Genomic DNA, 20,109 nt, shown 5'->3' with positions numbered 1-20,109 from the left:
TAATTTAGGAGAAAAATGTCGAAATCATAGATATAATCTACGTTTTACATATTGGGGGAGCAGGCTAGCGTGAAACGTAAATTGTGGCAGCAAATCGGAATAGGGATCGTCGGGGGTATTCTTGCAGCCATTGGGCTTGCCGCTTATATCCCTACGAATACAGAGAAGAATGACGCTCCGAATGCGGGGAAACGTCATGTCATGATCCGACTGGAAGATGTCGGACTTGGCGGTGATTACAACACGCTTGAAGGCCTAGGGAAGTTACGGGCCGTCATGACCTATATTGAGTCTGAGCATGTGCCTTTTCATGTCGCTGTGATTCCAAGAAGGATGAGCTTGCAAGATGACGGTGTCTGGAAGGAAAAAGGGATCGACGATCCAAATCCAGACGAAGTGGTAAGCGCATTCATTAAGCTTCTCCAACAGGCAGAGCATCAAGGCGGCGTATTAGGCATGCATGGGTACCGCCACCAATATGGCGAGACGTATCGCTCAGATGGCGAGCAAAATTCAGGAATTGGCTCAGAATTTAACATTAAAGACGCACCAGAAACGCAAGAGCTCTCTTACGCGGCAGAACGAATGAAAGAAAGCTTGGCCGCCTTTGCTGGAGCGGATTTACATCCCGCGTTCTGGGAGTCTCCCCACTATAAAGATACCCACGAGCAACAAGCCGTGTTCCGATCCTTCGTCGGCCTTATGTATCAACCGGATCTCTACGCCAAAAACGCTCGTGATGATATGAATACCTATGACACGATCAATACGTATGGACAAGATAGTTTGGGATCCGTCTATATCCCTGCACCTTATCGTTATATTAGCGATGCCAAATCGGTCGACCAGATGTTGGAGAAGGCGGCGAAAGATGATGGGTTAGCCTCTTTTTACTTCCATCCGTTTTTGGAGTTCTCGAACCTTGAACCTGTTACGATGGCAGACGGAAATCCAGTAGAGAAGGATGGTATTCCCGTCTATCAATATAAAGAGGGGGATTCCGGCTCCTACCTGCATAAATTGATTACTGGCTTCAAAAAGCTGGACTATCGCTGGGTGTCACTGCATGATATCGTTCCTTTCACCCCAGCGCATCGTGTGATGCTGCCACCTAGAACAAAACTGCAAAATGTCATGCTTGGCGATGTCACAGGCCGCGGGCATGCGGATGTCGTTGTACGCCAGATGCATCGTATTCTGGTTATTCCCGGGAATTACGATATGCCGAGAAATCGCCAGCAGGAAGCTTCACAAGTATGGTTGAGAGAAACATTTACACCCAATGAGTCACTCCTGCTTGTCGATGTGAATGGGGATGGTAAGCAGGATCTGCTTGCGTATAATACTGAAACAGGAAATGTGAGGGTCGGCATAGCAGACAAGCGACAGTTCTTGCCAGTCCGTGCAATCGGTGCGTTGCCGCCCGGACTTTCATCTGTTCGCGCGCTCCGATCTAATCGTGGCATGGGCTTAATCGCCAGAGGAGATAAGGGGCTTGTGCAAGTTAATCTGCAGAATCAGCAACTGACGTATACAGAGTTAAATACGAAGCTGCCCGAGGATGCAGAAATTTTCACGGCTCAAATGCAAGACAAGGAAGACGACGATGATATCCTGTGTGTCTCGCATAAGGATAGACGCGTATCTATTATGTATCATCAAGGGCAAGGGATGTTCGCTGAACCGCAGACGGCAGGTGGGGTTTCCTTTGGGAATAGCGACCAGCTGCTAGTCGGGGATACGAATGGCGACGGACGCAGCGACTTAATTGCCTACACCGCCGAGACGGGCATTTGGCGAGTATTCCAGAACGAGGGAGAGAACCATTTTCAGCCACTGGATAACGAATTTGGCCCTTGGGCGCAAGGTAAGGAACGAAGGGCTATGCTCGCTGACTTTGATGGCAATCGGAAGATGGATATTGGCTCCTATAATGAAACGGAGCATGTGTTGGATTTGGCGCTTTCGTTTCGAGGCGGAACGCCGTAGTCATGTGGAAAAAAGCACCCGCAGGGGTGCTTTTTCTGTCTCTAATGCTATTCGTACAAGGAATGGCAATGCTCACGGATGATTTGAGTTTTCTAACTCGCTTTGACATCTGTGATAGAAGTTTTTCTCAATTGACCAGAGCGTGTACTGTGAGATCTGATATAATAGGAAGAATACATACGAGATCGTAGACCAATAGAATAGTCATCATAGGGAGGTTACAACACAATGGTAAACGCACTTCTCAATTTTTATAGTAAAAAACAAATGGTCCGTGCAAGCCTCTTGATGCTGCTTATGATCGTGGCGACGGCCTGCTCCTCATCAGAAGTGGGTGTGGAGAAAGCAACACCTTCCGCAGCTGCGTCTGCCAAGGCAACAGTCAAAGCAACAGACAAAGCAACAGTCAAGGGAACAACCAAGTCGGCGACGGATACTCGTATTCCGGCTAAAGTGGTTCGGGTCGTTGATGGCGACACTATGAAGGTTGCTTTTACTGACGGCGGTAAAGATAAAGAAGAAACGATCCGCCTGCTTCTTGTAGATACACCAGAAAGTGTGGATCCTGAGAAACCTGTTCAACCTTTTGCGCTGGATGCCTCCAACTATGCCAAAACGATGCTTACAGGCCAAGACGTTCAGCTGGAATTGGATGTGTCGGAGCGGGATAAATATGGCCGATTGCTGTGTTACCTTTACATTGGGGATAAAATGTTTAACGAGCTCCTGCTCGAAAATGGCTATGCCAGAGTTGCGTATATTTACCCGCCGAACGTGAAATATGTGGATCAGTTCCGTGAAATTCAGAAGAAGGCACAGCAGAAAGCATTGAACATCTGGAGCGTAGAAAATTATGCGCAAGAGGATGGGTATCATGAGGGTGTAGTGAAGGGTGGCGCCACGGCATCGCCGAAGTCAACGACAACTGCGAAACCCGTGACGACGTCGCAGCCGAAAGCATCCGTGTCGTACAACTCTTGTAAGGAAGCCAACGCAGCCGGTGCTTATAAGATTAAGAAAGGCGAGCCAGGCTACAGCGCGAAGCTGGATGGGGACGGGGATGGCGTAGCATGTGAGTAGTGAGACTGGATTAGATGGATTTCCTCCATCTAATTTCTGGCTTTCTTGCAAATCTAGATGAATAACTGGATTTTCTCCATCTAAATCATCCCATGCCGGCCGAAAAGCGGATTTATCGCGAAATTACCTGCATATTTTCCAGTTAAAGTGAATATGAAGAAGAAATCGTCGAAATCAACTACATATTTTCCAGTTATTTACTGAGGTAAGCCTAACAGGTAGTTCTCACTCGCCGATAACAGGTAACGTAATCATGCAAATAATGAAAAAAGCACCCTTACGGGTGCTTTTTTTCATTCGCCTACTGCAGCGCAGTCTGCTTATCATACTGATTAAACATCATGTTGTAGATCGCAGCGGAAAGAACCGCTAGTGCCGCCAACAAGATGAACGTCCAGGTAAAGCCGATCCACGAACTGATCGGGATGGACAGGGGGGCTATCGTGCGCCCGAGCGTATAACGCAAGCTAGAGGCAGCAAAATATTGGCCGCGGATATGATCCGGCGCCAATCTGGACACGAAGGCTTGCTGAGGTCCTGCGGACATGAGCTCGGCAAGCGTGAAGACGGCTATCGCGATGGTTAATCCCCAGAAGGTAGACATCTGGCAGAACATCACCATGCCCAGCGCATAGAAAAGCGAGCCGCCGATGAACACATAGCGATCGCGATACATCAGCATCCACTTGGTCACGATGACGGTAAAAATGGCGACGAATAGACCATTCTCGGAGACGATCAAGCCGAACAGTTGCTTACCCGTGAGCTGGAGATCCCAGTCATTGTAGGAGAAGATCGTCGTGAGTGGCATCGTTTCTTCCAAGAAGACGGGAAAAAGCAAATCCAGCTGCATGAAGGTCTGCGAAAGCAGCACGCCAGCGATGACGAACAGCAGGAATACGCGGTCCGTGGCAATGATTTTGTAGTCGCGCAGCTGCACCGCGATGGCATGGTACCAAGGGGTGTCAGCTTGTGAGCGATGTCGATCCGCAAGCTGCTTCGGCAGCGTTTCGTGTAAGCGCCGTGACATCATGAGCGCGAGTAATACGCAAACTACAGCAGCCGCGGCCAGCACGATATACGGGTTGTCCTTGTAGAGGAGGGAGCCGAGCAAAGGTCCAACAACGACAGCCATATTCGCGGCTGTATAGAAGATGGCGAACACGCTCGAGCGATGCTCCTCATCCACGACATCCGCTACCATAGCTTGGCTGGCTGGCCAATACAAGGAGCCGCAAAAGCTAGCGAAGCTGAAGCCAATGAAGCTTAATACCGGCATTGCCAACCACGGAGAAGCGCCTAGTGCGAAGACGCCGTAGCCGAGTGCTTGTCCCAAAGCGGCGATCACCATCATTCGTTTGCGCCCGAAGCGATCTGCGCTGTAGCCGCCGAGCAAATTACCGAATACGGAAAGCGCCTGCGACAAGACGAGAAGAATGCCTGTCCAACCTTTACCGAACGAATTGGCGAAATAGATGGATAAGAACGGAAAGAATGCCCAAAAGATAACGTTAAAAGCGGTTTCTCCGCCGAGGCGGATTTTTAAATTAATGTCCCAATCTTTGATCTTCATGTTTTAATTTACCTCTGGTTAATTTAAGGATCTCCTTATCATACTACCATTCTTCATTTGGAAACAAGGCAGTCCGGAGATTGAATGGTTCCAGTTGTGGAAACTTTTAACGTAAAAAAGAGCTCGCCACAGATGAACTGTGACAAGCTCCTTCGAATTTAATTGAGGGTAATCGAGGTGATGCTGCCATTCGTCTTAAAATCTTGCGTATACGTCACCACGGCTTTGCCTGTCACGGTGCCAGTAGGTCCAGTAATGGTAACTGTCGGTGTGGAGGAATAACCAGCTCCCGGATTCGTGATCGTAACGCCAGTTACCACACCATCAGTGACGATGGCTGTTGCGGTTGCGGAGGTCTTTTGCCAAGTTGCTGTACGATTCCCGTTGTAGCGGTAGAAATTAGATACCTCATCCAGACGCTCATTAGTGATGCCATAAGGCCCAAGTACCTTCATCAAAGCGGCTTTGTTTCGTTGCGCGAGCTCATGACTCGGTTGGCTGTCTAACCCAGATGGCGTCACTCCGCTAAAAGCTTCTCGGAACACTTCAGTAGGAACGCCGAGAGCGGCAGCAATTAGCACAACGGGTCGTCCTTTGTCATGAGGGTCGGTTGTGAGTCCACCAGAAATCGTGACGGAATAGGTAGAAGGATTCGTAACTCCGTTGGTTGTTTCACCATTTGCTGGGGGAGAGCCGGCAGGGGAGTTTGGCGGTGCGCCTTCTCCTCGCCCTTGTTCAGGACAGTCGATACCATCATGGTTAGGTGGAGGCGGATTCTGACCATTAACGCGAGGGCCACCTGGCTTGCCAGCTTCTCCTTGTCTTGGCTTCGGCTTTGCTGGCTTATCCTGCGGAGCAGATGTTGCCGTTGCCGGCGAATCGGTTGCAGCGAATACTTGGCTGCCCGCGCTTAAAGCAATGGCTCCACTGCTTGCTAATACAACGGATAATGCGCTTGCTAGGATGATTTTCGTTTGGGTTTTCATGGGGATCTTCCCTTCGTTTTCGTAGATTTGTTGTTCCATGAGACCTATGTTAACCCCACTTGGTGAAATTACGGTGAAAGCCCGAAGGCGATAGATTATACTTAATTGTAGTAGAGCGAACGAGAAGTGGGGGCGGATAGATGAAGCTTTTATTAGCGGAAGATGATGTGAAATTAGGCGAGCTTACGACGTATATGTTGAAAAAAAAGACCGGATGCAGCGTCGATTGGGTGCAAACGGGGAACGATGCCTTCGACTATGCAGCAGCCTCCAGCTATGATGTGATCATTCTCGATTGGATGATGCCTGATGGCGATGGTCGAGACACTTGCGCTAGGCTGCGCCAGGCTGGATATCGAGGAGCTATTCTTATGCTCACGGCCAAAGACGGGCTGCGAGATCGGGTCGAAGGTCTGGATGCGGGAGCGGATGATTATCTTGTGAAACCATTTGAAATGGACGAGCTGTTGGCACGTTTGCGGGCCCTGATGCGCAGAAGCTATGCGCCTTTGCAGGATGACATTGTGCGAATGGGAGAGCTGGAATTACAGCGGACGAATCAAATGGTTCGGCAGGGCGGTCAAGAGATCCAGTTATCTCCGCGTGAGTTTCAGATTTTGGACCTGCTGTTGCAGAACAAGGGGCGGACGCTTACGCGTGAGGTTATTTTAGATAAAGTATGGGGCTTAGATGCTGACGTAAATTTAAAATCGATCGACGCAATCATCAAACTAATTCGTAAGAAGCTGGAGTCTTCCGATGCACGGGAGCTCATTCAGAGCGTGAGAGGCGTAGGGTATAAAATTGAAGCGTAACAAGAGCTGGCTGAATAAGCGCCTGTCTGAAGGAAATTTATTTGACCAGACGCGCAATAAACTTACGCTGCAATATAGCGGCGTGCTGATGATTTTTCTCGGGTTATTCGTTGTGATTGTGTATGCCTTGCTATATGTGTTCATTTGGAGCGATCAACGGTCACATCTGACGGAGTTGACGAATAGTGAGCTGCAGGTTTTGCAGAAATGGGTGGATGGGGACACCAACCCGAAGCGCCAACCACCGCGCGCTGTGGAGGATGCTTTTTCGATCAGCGCGGATCAGTCGTTCTATTACCTCATTTCCGATACAGGGAATGTGCAGTTAGGTGATGAGACGCAGCCGGAATTGCGGGAGCAGATGTTAGCCTTAATTGCGAAAGGGCAGTTCAAGGGAGAACGGACGCAGCAAACGACCTTGCAGACGTTCGATCAACCCTCGGTGGATGTCCAAGGTCGACCGATCAACGGGGAGGATGCCCGGTTTCTAGTGACCAATCGGGAACTCAAGAAGAACGGACAGTTGATCGGCACCCTTTATGTGGGGAAGGAGGTTACTTTTCAGCATCAGCTTTTTCGCTTATTGCTCATCCTGATGCTAGGCATGGCGCTGCTTTTCTTTGTGCTCGCGCTGTGGTTCAGTCATCGTATGGCGCGTAGAGCGATCATTCCGATTGCGAAGGCGTACGAGCGGCAACGCGAGTTCGTTGCCGATGCTTCGCATGAGCTGCGAACCCCGCTCAGCGTCATGCTCACCTCGATCGAGGCGCTGCAGCTCGATGCGGATGAAAGTAATCCCTTCACGACTAAGGTGCTGAAGGGGATGAAAGACGAGGTCAACGCCATCACGAGGCTGACCAGCGAGCTGTTGCAGCTGGCACGTTCGGATGCTGACGACTTCGCGTTGGAGCGTTCTGTTTTTCAAGTGAAAGCAGCTGCCGAAAGCGCAGTATCGAAGCTGTTGCCCGCAGCGCAGGCTAAAGGCTTGGCGCTGCAGCTGCATGTGCCCGACCTGCTGAACGTGGAGTGGGATCGGGGCAAATTGACGCAATTGCTGGTAATTCTTATTGATAATGCAATTAAATATACGCTGGATGGCGGAGACGTGCACATCATTCTTGTGGATAAGGTGGAAAAAGGAGCTCGCTTTCTCATGCTCGACGTAAGGGATAACGGAATAGGGATCGCGCCTGAGGCGCTTCCGCGTGTGTTTGATCGGTTTTACCGGCAGGATAAGGCTCGAACCCGGCAGGTTGGCGGTCATGGGCTTGGACTCGCCATCGCGAAGAACCTTGTGGATGCCGCACAAGGAACGATCGAGGTGGAGAGTCAGGTGGGGGTGGGCAGCACGTTTCGTGTGCGAATCCCTGTGTAGGAAGAGAGGAACGCCCAAGCTTACCCTTATTTATTGTTATCAGCGTGAGTTATGTGTAAGGCTTCGCTCCTAGCGCTGGTGCAGGCACAAACATCAGCGGTAGCCACAGGGCATCCTGGCCAAGCGAATACCTGGATTTTCTGCAGCTAATTCAAGCGAAATCACGTCATTTTGCAAACTAACTGGATTTCCTCCCGTTATTTCTGACCAATTTCGGCAAATGGGATATTTCGAGCAAAATTAGATGTAGATAATCCAGTTAAACTCCCGAAAGGCTAGTTTTACACGGAAATAAATGTAGGAAATACAGTTATTCCCCCAAGCTATTCAGTCTGGGTATACAAAAGAATTCCTGCTTAGCGAAGCCAACGCCGCACGGGGCACTGGGGAACGTCATACCACTATTTTGGGCAAATTGGCGATTTCTCCGCGGGAAGGGAATGACGTTCCACTAAGCCTCAGAGATATCGCCTTTTGAGATCATAATCAAAATAGCAGTTCCGCGTTCCGTTAGCTAGCAGAAATCCTGTGCGCTGATCGACCGATCGCATTGGATATGTCGGCTTCGGGATCAAGTTGATGCTCTCGGCAGCAGGAAAGAAAGGTAGAAGTGCTATGTTCCAGCAGCGTTCAGCATTTTTTCAGTTGATTAAATCATCAAAACGCAGTATCATTCATTAATAATGATTCTCAATCGCAATTGGTGAGTTAAGGAGTGAAATGAGCATGGAACAGAACGAATTGTTTGATGTAACGGTTATTGGCGGGGGACCAGCGGGTCTGTACTCGGCTTTCTATAGTGGACTTCGTGAAATGAAGACCAAAATCATTGAATTTCAACCGCATCTCGGCGGCAAAATACATGTATACCCCGAAAAAATGATCTGGGACGTAGGCGGCGTCACGCCGACGCCAGGAGCAAAGCTAATCAATCAGCTTGTCGAGCAAGGACTTACGTTTAGCCCTGAAGTGGTGTTGAATGAGAAAGTCGAAGCTATCGCAAAAAACGAAGACGATATCTTCGTCCTGCGCACAACATCAGGTCAGTTGCACTATTCCAAAACTGTGATCGTCGCGGTCGGCTCTGGTATCCTTAACCCGAAAAAGCTGGAGATCGAAGGCGCAGAGCGCTACGAAGTTTCGAATTTGAACTACACGGTGAAGTCGCTGGAGCGCTTCAAGAACAAGACTGTCGTCATTTCTGGTGGCGGCAACTCGGCTGTGGACTGGGCCAATGAATTGGAGCCTGTCGCCAAGCAGGTCATTCTCAGCTATCGTAAAGAGCAGCTAACCGGCCATGAAGCCCAGGTGAAGCAGTTGCAGAACAGCTCCGTGATCTGCCACTTAAATACGTCCATTACGAAGTTATTTGCTGCTGGCGAGGACGCATCTATTGAACGCGTTGAACTGACGAATCATGAAACGGAAGAAGTTTCATCTGTGTTGGTAGACGAAGTGATTATTAACCATGGCTATGATCGTGACACGACCTTGCTAGAGAACAGTGAAATCGAGATCGCAAGAGCGGAGAATTACTATATCGCGGGTAATGCGAACAGTGAATCCTCTGTGCCAGGTCTATATGCAGCAGGGGACATTCTTAATCATCCAGGCAAAGTGCATCTGATTGCGGGAGCCTTCCAAGACGCGGCGAATGCGGTGAATAAAGCGAAACAATACATCCAGCCTACAGCAGAGAAGTTCGGGATGGTCTCTTCGCATAATCAAGCCTTTAAGAAGCGCAATAAAGAATTAGTGAAGCAAATGTTCCAATCCTAATCGGGATAAGCTACATATAGAGTTATTCAAACAGGCACCCTGCGGGGTGCTTTTTTCAATTCTTGCATGCAGTTACGTTGTTTCGGTCTCAAGACGGAGGTAAATCCTTACGAGTGACCGTATAATTTTTGTAGAACTTGTCGTCGAAAGGGGCACTACGAAATGAACGCTGAAACACTTATCGGATATGGAATCGGCGCTGTCGTGATTATTTTGGTCATTTGGCTAAGAACGCGAGGGAAAGCGAAGCCGATTCGGAATAAAGGAAGAGGCATGCTGATTCCCGTGTTCCTGCTTCTTATTGTGTTCGGGCTTAGTATCAACTCGCTGACACATATACCAGATCATCCTTTTCATATACCAGCTATATGGGAGTTGCTGTGCGCAGGCGTGCTCGGTGTGGCGCTAGGCAGTATTATGCTCTACCATACGAGGTATGAGAAGCGGGAGGATGGTTTGGTCTACTCAAATCCTAACCCTAATTTCAAATATGTAATCATTGCTGTTATCGCGGTCCGATTAATATTATCCCAGTATTTCAAAGGTTTGGATCCGTCGGAATTCGCTGTGCTGACGATGGTCATGGCGTATTTGTACATTTGCGTGTGGCGTATCGGCAGCTTCCTCAAGTACCGGAGGGTTAGTGCTGGCTAGCACAGATAGTAGGATTAAAAAGCACCCTTAGGGGTGCTTTTTTGCGTGCGGCTCACAGTCGAGGAACTGACGAAGAAAGGCCGTTGCGGGAAATCCGCATGCACGGTTTGATGGGGAGTCTGAGGGAGTAATCCCTCGTGTTATTCTACGGAGTCGGATGAACGGATTGATGTCTGGAAAAGCCGTAACTGTAGGGGATATGCTGCATCTGGTGCAAATAAATGGATTTTATGCAGTTATATTTCAGTTTTTTTCGTTGTAATGCACAACAGATGGAAAATATACAGTTAATACTATGCAGATAGTCAAAATGAACAAGAATAGCTAATTTTAACTACATATTTTCCAGTTAGATCGAATTTTCGAAGGAATTCTTCGTAAATAGATGGATATTTTCCAGTTAGTATAGTGAGCAGGGGACAGCGATGGTAGCAAAAGTAGCAAGGTAAAAAGGGCAGTAAGAGTAGAGAGGGTAGCAAGTGTAGTGAGAGTAGTAAGGGTAGTGAGAGTAGTGGGAGTAGTGGGAGTAGTGGGAGTAGTGGGAGTAGTGGGAGTAGTGGGAGTAGTAAGGGCAGTAAGGGTAAGTAAGGGTAGTAAGGGCAGTAAGAGTAGTAAGGGCAGTAAGGGCAGTAAGAGTAGCAAGAGTAGTAAGCGTAGACAGAGCAGCACCACCAGAGAACCAACACCAACGTTAGCCGATCATCGGCGCCACCACCTGTAGCACCAACAACGCCATCTGCACCATCACCAGCGCGCTCTTCAAGTTTCCCCCATGGCCTCGGACTTTGCTATAATAAAAAGAATTACATATAAGCAGGTGATGTCCCATGCTAGTGATCAAGTCAACCGAAGTACAAGAGCTGCTTACGATGCCAGCTTGCATCGGTATCATGGAAGCGGTCCTCGCCGATTTGGTGAATGGACATGCTGTACAAGCATTACGTTCCGTTGTTCCGCTGGATGGCGGCAATGTGATGGGGCTGATGCCGACATATTTAAAAAGAGATGAGAAGGTTGGCGCCAAAGTGATCACCGTGTATCCAGGTAATCACGGAAAAGGCTTCCCTTCGCATCAAGGCTTTGTCTCACTATTCAATTCGACCAATGGTCAATTGGAGGCGATTGTGGATGGCACCCGCATCACCGCCATCCGCACTGCAGCGGTCAGCGCAGCAGCAACGAAGTTGCTGGCGAAGCCCGGGGCCGCGACCCTTGCTGTGATCGGCACGGGCGAGCAAGCCCGCACGCACATCGAGGCGATGCTGTTCGTGCGCCCGATCACGAAGATCCAGGTATGGGGGCCGAACCCGGCCCATGCCGAACGATTAAGAGCCGAGACGGCAAGCCGCTACCCGGCCGTCCACATCGAAACTGCATCCTCCGCTCAGGCGGCAGTCAAGGATGCAGATGTTATCTGCACGGTGACGGCGTCGACGACGCCGATCGTGCAGGGTGCCTGGATCAAGGAAGGCGCGCATGTGAATGCTGTTGGCGCCTGCCGAGCCAAAGACCGCGAGCTCGATTCCGAGCTGGTGCGCCGGGCTGAGCTGTTCGTAGACCGCACGGAGTCCGCTGTGAACGAGGCGGGTGACTACCTGATTCCTCTGCAGGAGGGAGCCATCAGTGAAGATCACATTTTAGCTGAAATTGGTGAGCTATTAGTGGGTGCCAAAGAAGGAAGACGCTCTGCCGCGTCCATCACCCTGTTCAAATCATTAGGACTCGCCTGCGAGGATCTCGCAGCAGCGCACCACATCTACAAGGAAGCGATTCGTACGCACAAAGGAACCCACATTGACTTCTAGGAGTGAGCATCGATGAATTCGATAGAAGGACTATATCCATTTAACCTTACACCAGAGCAAGAGGAACGCGCACGGAAGCTGCATGAGAGCTCGATTATTATCGATCTTTTGTTTCAGGGGCCGCTATCCCCTAAGGCGATTCCAGAGGCAGTGTCTGAGAGAATCCGGGAGGCGTGTGAGCCTTTCAAAGAGGATGCATGGACATACAGCGCGATGCCGAGCAAAATCATTCACGACATGGCAGCTCGCGGTGAGATCTCTGAGTTTAAGGAAGAGTGGTACCGTTCGGGTATCACAGCGGGCAATCGTCAGTTGGATGTTTCCAGTGTGGATAAGATTCTGATCAGCATGGGCGATATCCAGCGTCAATTTGATGCGAACGACTGGCTCGTGAAGGCAGTGACGGCGGAGCAGATTCGCGAGGCGAAGGCTAGCGGCCTGAAGGCGGGAATCGTAACTGCACAGGAAACCGATGGTCTCGGCAAAAATCTCGAGCTGCTCGAGGCGATGTACAATTTTGGGCTGAGAGTGCTGCAGCTTACCTATAACAATCAGAATTATATTGCTTCCGGCTGTATGGAAGAAGCCAACGGCGGCGTGAGCAAGTTCGGTACGCGTTTTATTAGCAAAATGAATGAGCTAGGCATCATTGTCGATACGAGTCATTGCGGCAAACAAACAACGCTGGACGCGTGTCGGCTTTCGACAGCGCCAGTGATTGCGTCGCACACGGGTGTTGAAGCGATTTACAATCATAAGCGCTGTAAAAGCGATGAAGAATTCCAAGCCATTGCCGCTACGGGTGGCGTCATTGGCGTGTTCGCGATGCCGTGGTTCGTCCACAGCGATCCGAATGATACGACGATCGAGCATGTTCTCGATCATATGGATTATCTCGTCCGACTGGTCGGCGTGGACCATGTCGGGATCGGGACGGACTGGCCGATGAGCGATGTGGCGTGGTCCTTGGTTTATTTTAAAGAGCATATTGCGCCTCGCATTGGGTTTGCCAAAGGGGATGGACCCTCGACGGAAACGGTGAAAGGGCTGGAGAAATATAGCTATTTCATTAATTTTACTCGTGGTCTGGTGGCAAGAGGTTATTCCGATGAGGATGTTCGCAAAATGATGGGCGGAAACTGGCTGCGCGTGTTTGAAGCGGTGTGCGGATAGGAGATGGCGGAGATGACGAGAGAGCGATGGACGAGCAGTTATAAGCTGTATGCGGCTGGCGTATATGAGGGGACGATTCGTTTTACGGACAGTGCCATTATGCATGGCAAAGTGGATGCACGTCGGCGGACACAGATGCAGGAGAATGCGCTGTCGGAGACAGCGGGCTACATCCTGCCTTTGCACAAAATTAGTGTGAATCAGTCCCATTATGCGGGTGCGGAGTGGCAGGGCGATGCCGTTACGCTGGGGAATGGAGAGCTGTATCAGAAGCATATCCAGTACACAGGGGAAGTTGCTGGCAGTGAGGTGACTTCGCAAGTATGGGCATTGCGTAAGGATACCGCGCTCGATATCGTGACGGTGGATGGAAGTATCGTGGCTTTCGTAGCACCGAACCGATATGGCATGGAAGTGCTGGTTGTAGAAGGATATGAGGCTGTGACACCGCTTGTGGAATATGCAGACTCTTCTTTGTCCGCTGCACGGTATGGGGTTAATGATCTCGGAACGGACTTGGTGCCGATGCGTGATGGCGTTCGTTTGGCGACGGATGTGTATCTGCCGGAGGGGGTGGCGCCAGGTGCTAAGCTGCCGACCATTCTAATTCGCACGTGTTATGACCGCAATATGCGGAAGACATTTTTTAAAAGATGGGCTAACAAAGGCTACGCCGTTGTGAATCAGGACGTTCGTGGGCGCGCCGATTCCGAAGGGGAGCTCGTGCCTTTCTTCTATGAGCGCGACGATAGCGCGGATACGATCGATTGGATCGTGGCGCAGAACTGGTCCGACGGCAATGTTGGCATGTGGGGCGCTTCGTACCTTGGCTATGTAGTCACAGCCGCAGCGACTAGCGGACACCCGAACTTGAAGGCCGTCGTGAACGAAGTGAACGTCGGTTCGCCGTTTGTTGATACGGTGCGCAAGGGCGGCACCGTGTGTTCGTGGCCTTTGTTGTGCTGGACGTTGGCGCAGTCGGTGGGGACGCGGACGGATTTTGACATCTTTGGGGGGCGGACAGTCAGCCCTGAGAAGGCTGTCGATGCGCGGCCGATTCGCGAGATTCCACAGCAGATGATCGGCAAAGCATCGGGTCCGTGGGATATTTGGAGCGAGCATCCCGACTATGATGATTTCTGGCGGAATTGCACATATAGCGAGCGCGGAGAGCATGTGAAAGCGCCGATGTTCGTGATTTCTGGCTGGTATGATGGTGACAGTGCGGGCGTATCGGAGACATGGCGAATGCTCACTAAGCACGATGTACCTAACCGCAAAATTTGGCTCGGACCCTGGGAACACGGCCCAAATCGTGCCCGTGATCTGCTGGACACGAGCTTCGGCAATGCTGCCGTGGTGTATAACTACGATGTGAATGTGCTGCGCTGGTTTGATCGGTTTTTGAAAGGCATTGCCAATGGCATCGAGAAGGAGCCACGGGCTAGCTATTACGTGGTCGGCACGAATGAGTGGCGGACCTCTGATGATTGGACGCCGAGCGAGACGACGGCGACGAAGTGGTTCTTGGGCAGCGGCGGACGAGCCAACTCGAGCCTTGGCGATGGCGTGCTTACGCTGGGTGCGCAGGCGCAGCAGGCGGATTCGGATGCGTACGTGTACAACCCGGAAGAGCCGGTGGCCGACAGCGGCGAGCGCGAGCCGGAGAACATGCGCAAGCATGAGCTGCGCAGCGACATCCTCGTGTACACGAGCGAGGTGTTGGCTGAGCCCGTAACCGTGGCGGGCGAGCTGTCTTGTGAGCTGTACGCGTCGAGCAGCGGCGTGGACACGGATTGGGTTGTGACCTTAAGCGATGTGGACCCGAAGGGGAACTCCATCAAGCTCTCGAACTACATCGTGCGCGCGAAGTACCGTGGCGGCTTGGATGCTCCTGAGCTGCTGACGCCAGGGCAGGTCGAGAAGTACGATATTTTTATGCAAAATATCGCACACACCTTCCCGGTCGGACATCGCTTACGATTTACGGTGACTTCATCCAGTAAGATGATCGCGTTCCCGAACACGAACACCGGCTTGAATCCGTATGAGGATCCGCAGCCGGTTGTGGTGACGCAGAAGATTTACCACTCGGAGGCATATCCGAGCCATGTGAAGCTGCCGATTTTGGCGTAGCGAGATAAAAAGAAAAGAGGCTGTCCCATAAGTAGATTCTTCTACTATAGGACAGCTTTCTCTTTTTTGTAGCGTACAGAATGACCACCGTCTCCATGAATAAATTGCACAAGGGAACCTAGATGCCTTATTTTGCTGGGAATCGCTCGATATCGAATCCAAGGGGAACGTAGATCCGCTAATCAGCTGATTTTCGGTATGTATCGAGTTTTTCGGCAAAATAGAGCATTGTAGTTCCCTTCGATGATGATTTCTCCTATTTATCCGCAAATAGGACATCCTCGTTCCCTTTCGAGGGAGGCCATAAGGGGGAAGGGGGAAGGGGGATCCTCTTTGGGGATCCTCTTTTTTTGCTAGGCGCGGAGGGTAGGTACCAGTTGGACATTGGACCCTCTCGTCATGTGCAAAGCGCGATGAATCATCACGATGTATACAATGTCCGCTACGGTGGTAAGCACACACAGCAGCAATAATAAGATGGAGTCCGGATACAGCGAGTAGCAGAGCACGGATGCGCACAGGGTGCCAATCATTTTGTAATAGGCGATGTAGATAGTCTGGCCTTTGAGCCCTTGTTTAAAAGGCAGCTGGATGAACAGGAGCGACATCATCAGATTGATGCCAAAGGCTGTGTATTTTCCCTCTTGATCATGAAATTCAACGATCATGCCGACATGGAGCAGCAAGGCGATGACAAGCAAGGAAAAGATGGCAGGCAAGAGCAGACGTGGTGGATATTCGGGTTTGGCAAAGTAGACAGCTTGGAACAAGATGACACAGTCCAGAAGAAGCCAGACGAGCGAAACAATCATCTGCAGCGGGTGGAAAGGCATCACGAAGGCGAAGAGAAACTCCCACGTGATATTCGCACAAATGGCTGGAAGTGGCATACCGCAGGCGCGGTCCTTGAACCCTTGGATAATAATGAGGATATAGGTGACTGTCCAAAAAATAGCTAGTCCATATTGCAGGAAGAGCTCCATTTGATTAGGTAGCAAGTGTTGCATCACCATAGTGGGACGCACATCCTTTCGAGGGTGTCTCTTCCCATTTCTATGTACAACCTTCGGAAAAAAGAAGAGATATCTTGTCTTCTCTCACGATCAGATTGAGAGGGACCGGAAAAGAGTGTTTCAGTGGGGTGGTATGGCTAGGAGGTTGGAGAAGTGACCCCCAGTTCTTTGACTATTTTGTTACAATAATTGGAAAATGTTAGCTAAACTCATACTCAGTTAATAGTTTCTATTGAATTCTCCTTACATTTTTCCGATAAGATAGGCTTGGGATAAGAGAGAGAGAAATCTCATAAATTGAATTATCGGAGGATTTAAATGCAAGCGACAGCTAGATTAGAAGAGTGGATGAGACGTACACAGGTGAAAATGAATTTGAAGCAAAAATTGATTGGTTCCTTTGCAGTCGTACTACTGTTTATGGGTATTTTGGGTCTTACCGATATGGTAAGAATGAAAAATATGAAGCAGGATATGACGGAGATTGCTCAGAACTGGATGGTTGGATCTCAGCTGATTCAGGAATTCAGCTACTTGACGGAACATATTGCCAAGGATCTGGTAGGTGTCCATAGTCAGAAGGACGCTTCAGTGAAGCTAGAGTTAACGCGTGATATTCAAGCGACGATCATCAAAGGTGACAAGGCGATAGACAGCTATGGCAACTCGTTAGCTAATGAAGAAGATGAGAAAAATTACAACATGATTCTAGAACAATGGGGCAATCTAAAAACCAACTACCTCAAGTACAGTAAAGCAACTGACGAGATTGAATTAATTAGGCTCTATGACGAGCTAACACAAAGCTATAATTTTGTACAAACGATATGTCGTAAAATGGTGGCCTTCAACCAACAAGGCGCAGATGATAGTGTGGAAAAGAATGCAGCGGCGTATCGCAGTAGTATCGTAAGCGGTATTAGCCTATTGATCCTCGCCGTATTGCTATCCGTTGCGATTACATGGGTGATTGTCCGCAACATTACGAGACCGGTTATTGCCGCATCTCATGTGCTGGATCGTATGGCAGAAGGGGATCTGACGGCTTCGGAGCTGCATTTTACGAATAAAGACGAAATTGGCGTCCTCGTTCAAGCGGTAAATGGCATGATGCGTCAAATGCGCGAAGTCATGGCCCGTATGCAGGAATCATCCAGCGCTGTGGCCTCCTCTTCTGAGCAGCTGTACGCGAGCTCGGAGCAAAATAGCGAAGCCTCCCAGCATGTTGCTGTGGACATTCAAACGATCGCGGCAGAAGCGGAAGCACAGCGCATTAATGCGTTGGAGTGTACCCGCGCCATGGATGAAATCGCAGTTGGCGTGCAGCGCATTGCTGAAACGACGTCGGACGTGTCCGATCTGTCGATTAACGCATCCGAGCAAGCACGCAACGGTCAAGCGGATGTTCAACATGTAACGATGAGTATGAACGCTTTAAGCAGTGCGATTACAAAGGCGAATCACACGATTCACCAGTTGGCTGAGCACTCTCAAAACATTGGTAAAGTATCGCAGATGATCGGCGAGATTGCGACGCAAACGAACCTCCTCGCTTTGAATGCAGCGATTGAAGCTGCGCGTGCTGGCGAAGCAGGGAAAGGTTTCGCTGTAGTGGCCGAAGAGGTTCGTAAGCTAGCTACGCAAACGGGGGAGTCGGTTGGCGCGATTCGAGGTGTGGTCACCAGCATACAGCAGGATACGCAAGAGGCGGTCAAAGCGATGGATGCGGGACTTGCCGAAGTACATAAAGGGCTGCGATCCGTCGATCGCACAGAGCAAAGCTTTCAAGCCATTGTTCGCTCCGCCGACGAAGTGGCTTTCAAGATTCAGGAAACAGCAGCCGCTGCCCAGCAAATGGCGGCAAGCTCGCAACAAGTCGCCGCAACGGTCACCAACATGGAGCACGTAGCGAAGATCACCTCGGAGTTGTCGCAAAGTGTGGCTGGGGCGACTGAAGAGCAGCTGGCTTCCTCACAGGAAGTTACGTCATCTTCCCAGATGCTCGCAAGCATTGCCCAAGACTTACAAGACGTGATCAATACATACAAAATGAACTAATATACATACAACGGACACGAAAGACACCCTAGAGGTGTCTTTTCTCATCGCTGCATTTGCGTAGAGCGATCTCCATGATTTAAACTAGCAAGGAATGGGAAAAATAACGATAATTTAAGGATGGAATTCTGTATGAATATGATTACGAATCAGTTTTCGATGAATGATTTGAAAAAGTTTAAGCACGAAATTACACGCTTTATGATGACTTATAAGTTTGCGCTGGATGAAATGGAAACCAGGATTGATATCCTCGTTCAAGAATTCGAGATGCTGCATGAATATAACCCGATTGAACATACGAAGTCTCGGTTGAAATCGCCGGAAGGTATTTTTCAAAAGCTGATGAGAAAAGGCGGAGAACTTTCTTTCGAAGGCATTAAGGGCAGCGTGAAAGACATTGCTGGTCTGCGAATTACATGCTCGTTCGTGTCGGATATTTATGTCATTTCCAAGATGCTGAGAAATCAGAATGACCTTCATATTTTGAGCGAAAAAGACTATATCCAAAATCCGAAGCCGAATGGCTACCAAAGCTTACATTTGCTCATTGAAGTGCCTGTACATATGTCGGACCGCGAAGAGCGCGTCTGTATGGAAGTGCAAATTCGTACGATTGCGATGGACTGTTGGGCGAGCCTGGAGCATAAAATATTTTATAAATTTAATGAAGGCAACCAAGCTGTACCCGCTCGTCTCTTAGAAGAGTTAAAGCAAGCAGCAGCCTCAGCGGCGGCACTCGATTCACAAATGGAGCGGCTGCATGCGGAGATCAGCGTAATTAAGGAAGAGCAGGCGGATATCGCCGAAGATGCCTTGAATCAAATCATGATAAGCAATCAGAAATTTGCGTTGCCGAAAGCACTGCTAGCTCTCATGAGCGAAGAAGAGTCCTAGGTGGCAGATGAAGGTAATTGGGTGAAGTGGGTGTTTTCGTGCTATAATAGAAGGATCGGATTGAGAAGGGTGCGAAAACATGCAATCATTTGAAGACTGGAATCAAAAGGTGAAGACAACCTTCAACGCGACTAGCAATGAAGCGGTACTCACGGTAATGGAAGCGGGTAAAATCTTAGGTTTGTCCAAAGATCAGATGAAACAATATGTGGACAAAAACAATTTGACGAAAGTGCCAATCATGCGAAGTGTGCACCGTTATCTATTACTAGAGAGTGAGATTACTCAGATTGTGGGGAAATAAGTAGATGAAGGTTCAGAATTATGTCAATCATCGACGTATGCATCCGTTATTTCACTATGTGTTTACATTGCTGGCATTAGGCTTAGTGGTTCTATCCATTATGCAGCTTGTTAGTGCTTTACAGGCCAATGATCAGGTGCTGCCAGCAGTCATCTTTGTTCTCATAGCTGTTATTGTGGTTGTGATCTTTATGCTTATCCGTTCCTACCCGATTAAGGCGCAGGATCGGGCGATTCGGGCAGAAGAGAACCTTCGGCACTTTGTATTGACACAGAAGTTGCTAGATAAGAAGTTGACGATGGCACAGATTACGGCTTTGCGCTTTGCATCGGATGAAGAGTTTCCTGCGCTTTGTAAGAAGGCAGCAGCGGAGCGGATGACTCCGGTTGCGATCAAGAAAGCCATTCGCAGCTGGAGAGGCGACAATTTTAGAATATAAAATGTCATCTTCAAGAAGACACATCCGCGGATG

At 49.6% G+C, this 20,109-nt stretch carries 16 protein-coding genes; 13 read left to right on the top strand and 3 right to left on the bottom strand.

The genetic code is table 11. The features are described 5' to 3' along the window. Window positions 1-69: 69 nt before the first annotated feature. Both HQN88_RS34230 and HQN88_RS34225 read left to right on the top strand, forming a co-directional pair. On the top strand, window positions 70-1,989 hold the full coding sequence (locus tag HQN88_RS34230; RefSeq protein ID WP_173120713.1) for a DUF2334 domain-containing protein: 1,920 nt from the start codon (window positions 70-72) through the stop codon (window positions 1,987-1,989). 228 nt (window positions 1,990-2,217) lie between these two features. Continuing rightward, complete coding sequence (locus HQN88_RS34225; protein WP_173120711.1) at window positions 2,218-3,069, top strand: thermonuclease family protein; 852 nt, start codon at window positions 2,218-2,220, stop codon at window positions 3,067-3,069. Window positions 3,070-3,370: 301 nt separating this feature from the next. On the opposite strand, the gene HQN88_RS34220 is transcribed toward HQN88_RS34225, so the two are convergent. Both HQN88_RS34220 and HQN88_RS34215 read right to left on the bottom strand, forming a co-directional pair. Next, window positions 3,371-4,642, bottom strand: a complete 1,272-nt coding sequence (locus HQN88_RS34220) for an MDR family MFS transporter (RefSeq protein WP_173120709.1) — start codon at window positions 4,640-4,642, stop codon at window positions 3,371-3,373. A 158-nt stretch (window positions 4,643-4,800) separates the two neighbouring features. Next, the gene (locus HQN88_RS34215; RefSeq protein ID WP_173120707.1) at window positions 4,801-5,628 is read right to left on the bottom strand and encodes a hypothetical protein; all 828 of its coding nucleotides are present in this window, start codon (window positions 5,626-5,628) and stop codon (window positions 4,801-4,803) included. Window positions 5,629-5,768: 140 nt separating this feature from the next. On the opposite strand from HQN88_RS34215, the gene HQN88_RS34210 reads away from it, so the two are divergent. From HQN88_RS34210 to HQN88_RS34180, 7 genes are all read left to right on the top strand, one after another. Beyond that, window positions 5,769-6,443: a response regulator transcription factor gene (locus HQN88_RS34210; RefSeq protein WP_173120705.1), complete on the top strand. Its 675-nt coding sequence runs from the start codon at window positions 5,769-5,771 to the stop codon at window positions 6,441-6,443. Then, on the top strand, window positions 6,433-7,818 hold the full coding sequence (locus tag HQN88_RS34205) for a sensor histidine kinase (RefSeq protein WP_173120703.1): 1,386 nt from the start codon (window positions 6,433-6,435) through the stop codon (window positions 7,816-7,818). The genes HQN88_RS34210 and HQN88_RS34205 overlap by 11 nt, the downstream gene beginning before the upstream one ends. Before the next feature lie 726 nt (window positions 7,819-8,544). Beyond that, window positions 8,545-9,597 carry an NAD(P)/FAD-dependent oxidoreductase gene (locus HQN88_RS34200; protein WP_173120701.1) on the top strand — a complete coding sequence of 351 codons (1,053 nt, stop codon included), beginning with the start codon at window positions 8,545-8,547 and terminating at the stop codon, window positions 9,595-9,597. A 162-nt stretch (window positions 9,598-9,759) separates the two neighbouring features. Continuing rightward, window positions 9,760-10,251: a CcdC protein domain-containing protein gene (locus tag HQN88_RS34195; RefSeq protein WP_173120699.1), complete on the top strand. Its 492-nt coding sequence runs from the start codon at window positions 9,760-9,762 to the stop codon at window positions 10,249-10,251. Between the two features lie 827 nt (window positions 10,252-11,078). Then, window positions 11,079-12,056, top strand: coding sequence for an ornithine cyclodeaminase family protein (locus HQN88_RS34190; RefSeq protein ID WP_173120697.1), 978 nt, complete (start codon window positions 11,079-11,081; stop codon window positions 12,054-12,056). 12 nt (window positions 12,057-12,068) lie between these two features. Beyond that, window positions 12,069-13,229 (top strand): dipeptidase, encoded by a 1,161-nt coding sequence (locus HQN88_RS34185; protein WP_173120695.1) that lies wholly within the window; start codon window positions 12,069-12,071, stop codon window positions 13,227-13,229. 12 nt (window positions 13,230-13,241) lie between these two features. Further along, window positions 13,242-15,365 carry a CocE/NonD family hydrolase gene (locus HQN88_RS34180; RefSeq protein WP_173120693.1) on the top strand — a complete coding sequence of 708 codons (2,124 nt, stop codon included), beginning with the start codon at window positions 13,242-13,244 and terminating at the stop codon, window positions 15,363-15,365. Window positions 15,366-15,718: 353 nt separating this feature from the next. Here the strand turns inward: HQN88_RS34180 and HQN88_RS34175 are convergent, their stop codons facing one another. Continuing rightward, window positions 15,719-16,378: a transmembrane-type terpene cyclase gene (locus tag HQN88_RS34175; protein ID WP_173120691.1), complete on the bottom strand. Its 660-nt coding sequence runs from the start codon at window positions 16,376-16,378 to the stop codon at window positions 15,719-15,721. A 318-nt stretch (window positions 16,379-16,696) separates the two neighbouring features. Here HQN88_RS34175 and HQN88_RS34170 point away from each other — a divergent pair, with 318 nt between their 5' ends. The 4 genes from HQN88_RS34170 to HQN88_RS34155 all read left to right on the top strand — a co-directional run bounded on the left by HQN88_RS34170 (window position 16,697) and on the right by HQN88_RS34155 (window position 20,076). Further along, window positions 16,697-18,436, top strand: coding sequence for a methyl-accepting chemotaxis protein (locus HQN88_RS34170; RefSeq protein ID WP_173120689.1), 1,740 nt, complete (start codon window positions 16,697-16,699; stop codon window positions 18,434-18,436). Between the two features lie 138 nt (window positions 18,437-18,574). Continuing rightward, on the top strand, window positions 18,575-19,333 hold the full coding sequence (locus HQN88_RS34165) for a GTP pyrophosphokinase (RefSeq protein WP_173120755.1): 759 nt from the start codon (window positions 18,575-18,577) through the stop codon (window positions 19,331-19,333). Between the two features lie 79 nt (window positions 19,334-19,412). After that, window positions 19,413-19,637: a hypothetical protein gene (locus HQN88_RS34160; protein WP_056611059.1), complete on the top strand. Its 225-nt coding sequence runs from the start codon at window positions 19,413-19,415 to the stop codon at window positions 19,635-19,637. Window positions 19,638-19,641: 4 nt separating this feature from the next. Further along, a complete protein-coding gene (locus HQN88_RS34155) occupies window positions 19,642-20,076 on the top strand; it encodes a DUF6526 family protein (protein WP_173120687.1) in 435 nt (144 codons plus the stop codon). The last annotated feature ends 33 nt before the right edge of the window (window positions 20,077-20,109 follow it).

This window comes from Paenibacillus qinlingensis (assembly GCF_013204845.1).
In the GTDB taxonomy this organism is placed as follows: Bacteria; Bacillota; Bacilli; order Paenibacillales; family NBRC-103111; genus Paenibacillus_E; species Paenibacillus_E qinlingensis.
The sequence above is the reverse complement of the archived record's forward strand: the minus strand, read 5'-3'. Positions and strand labels throughout refer to the sequence as shown.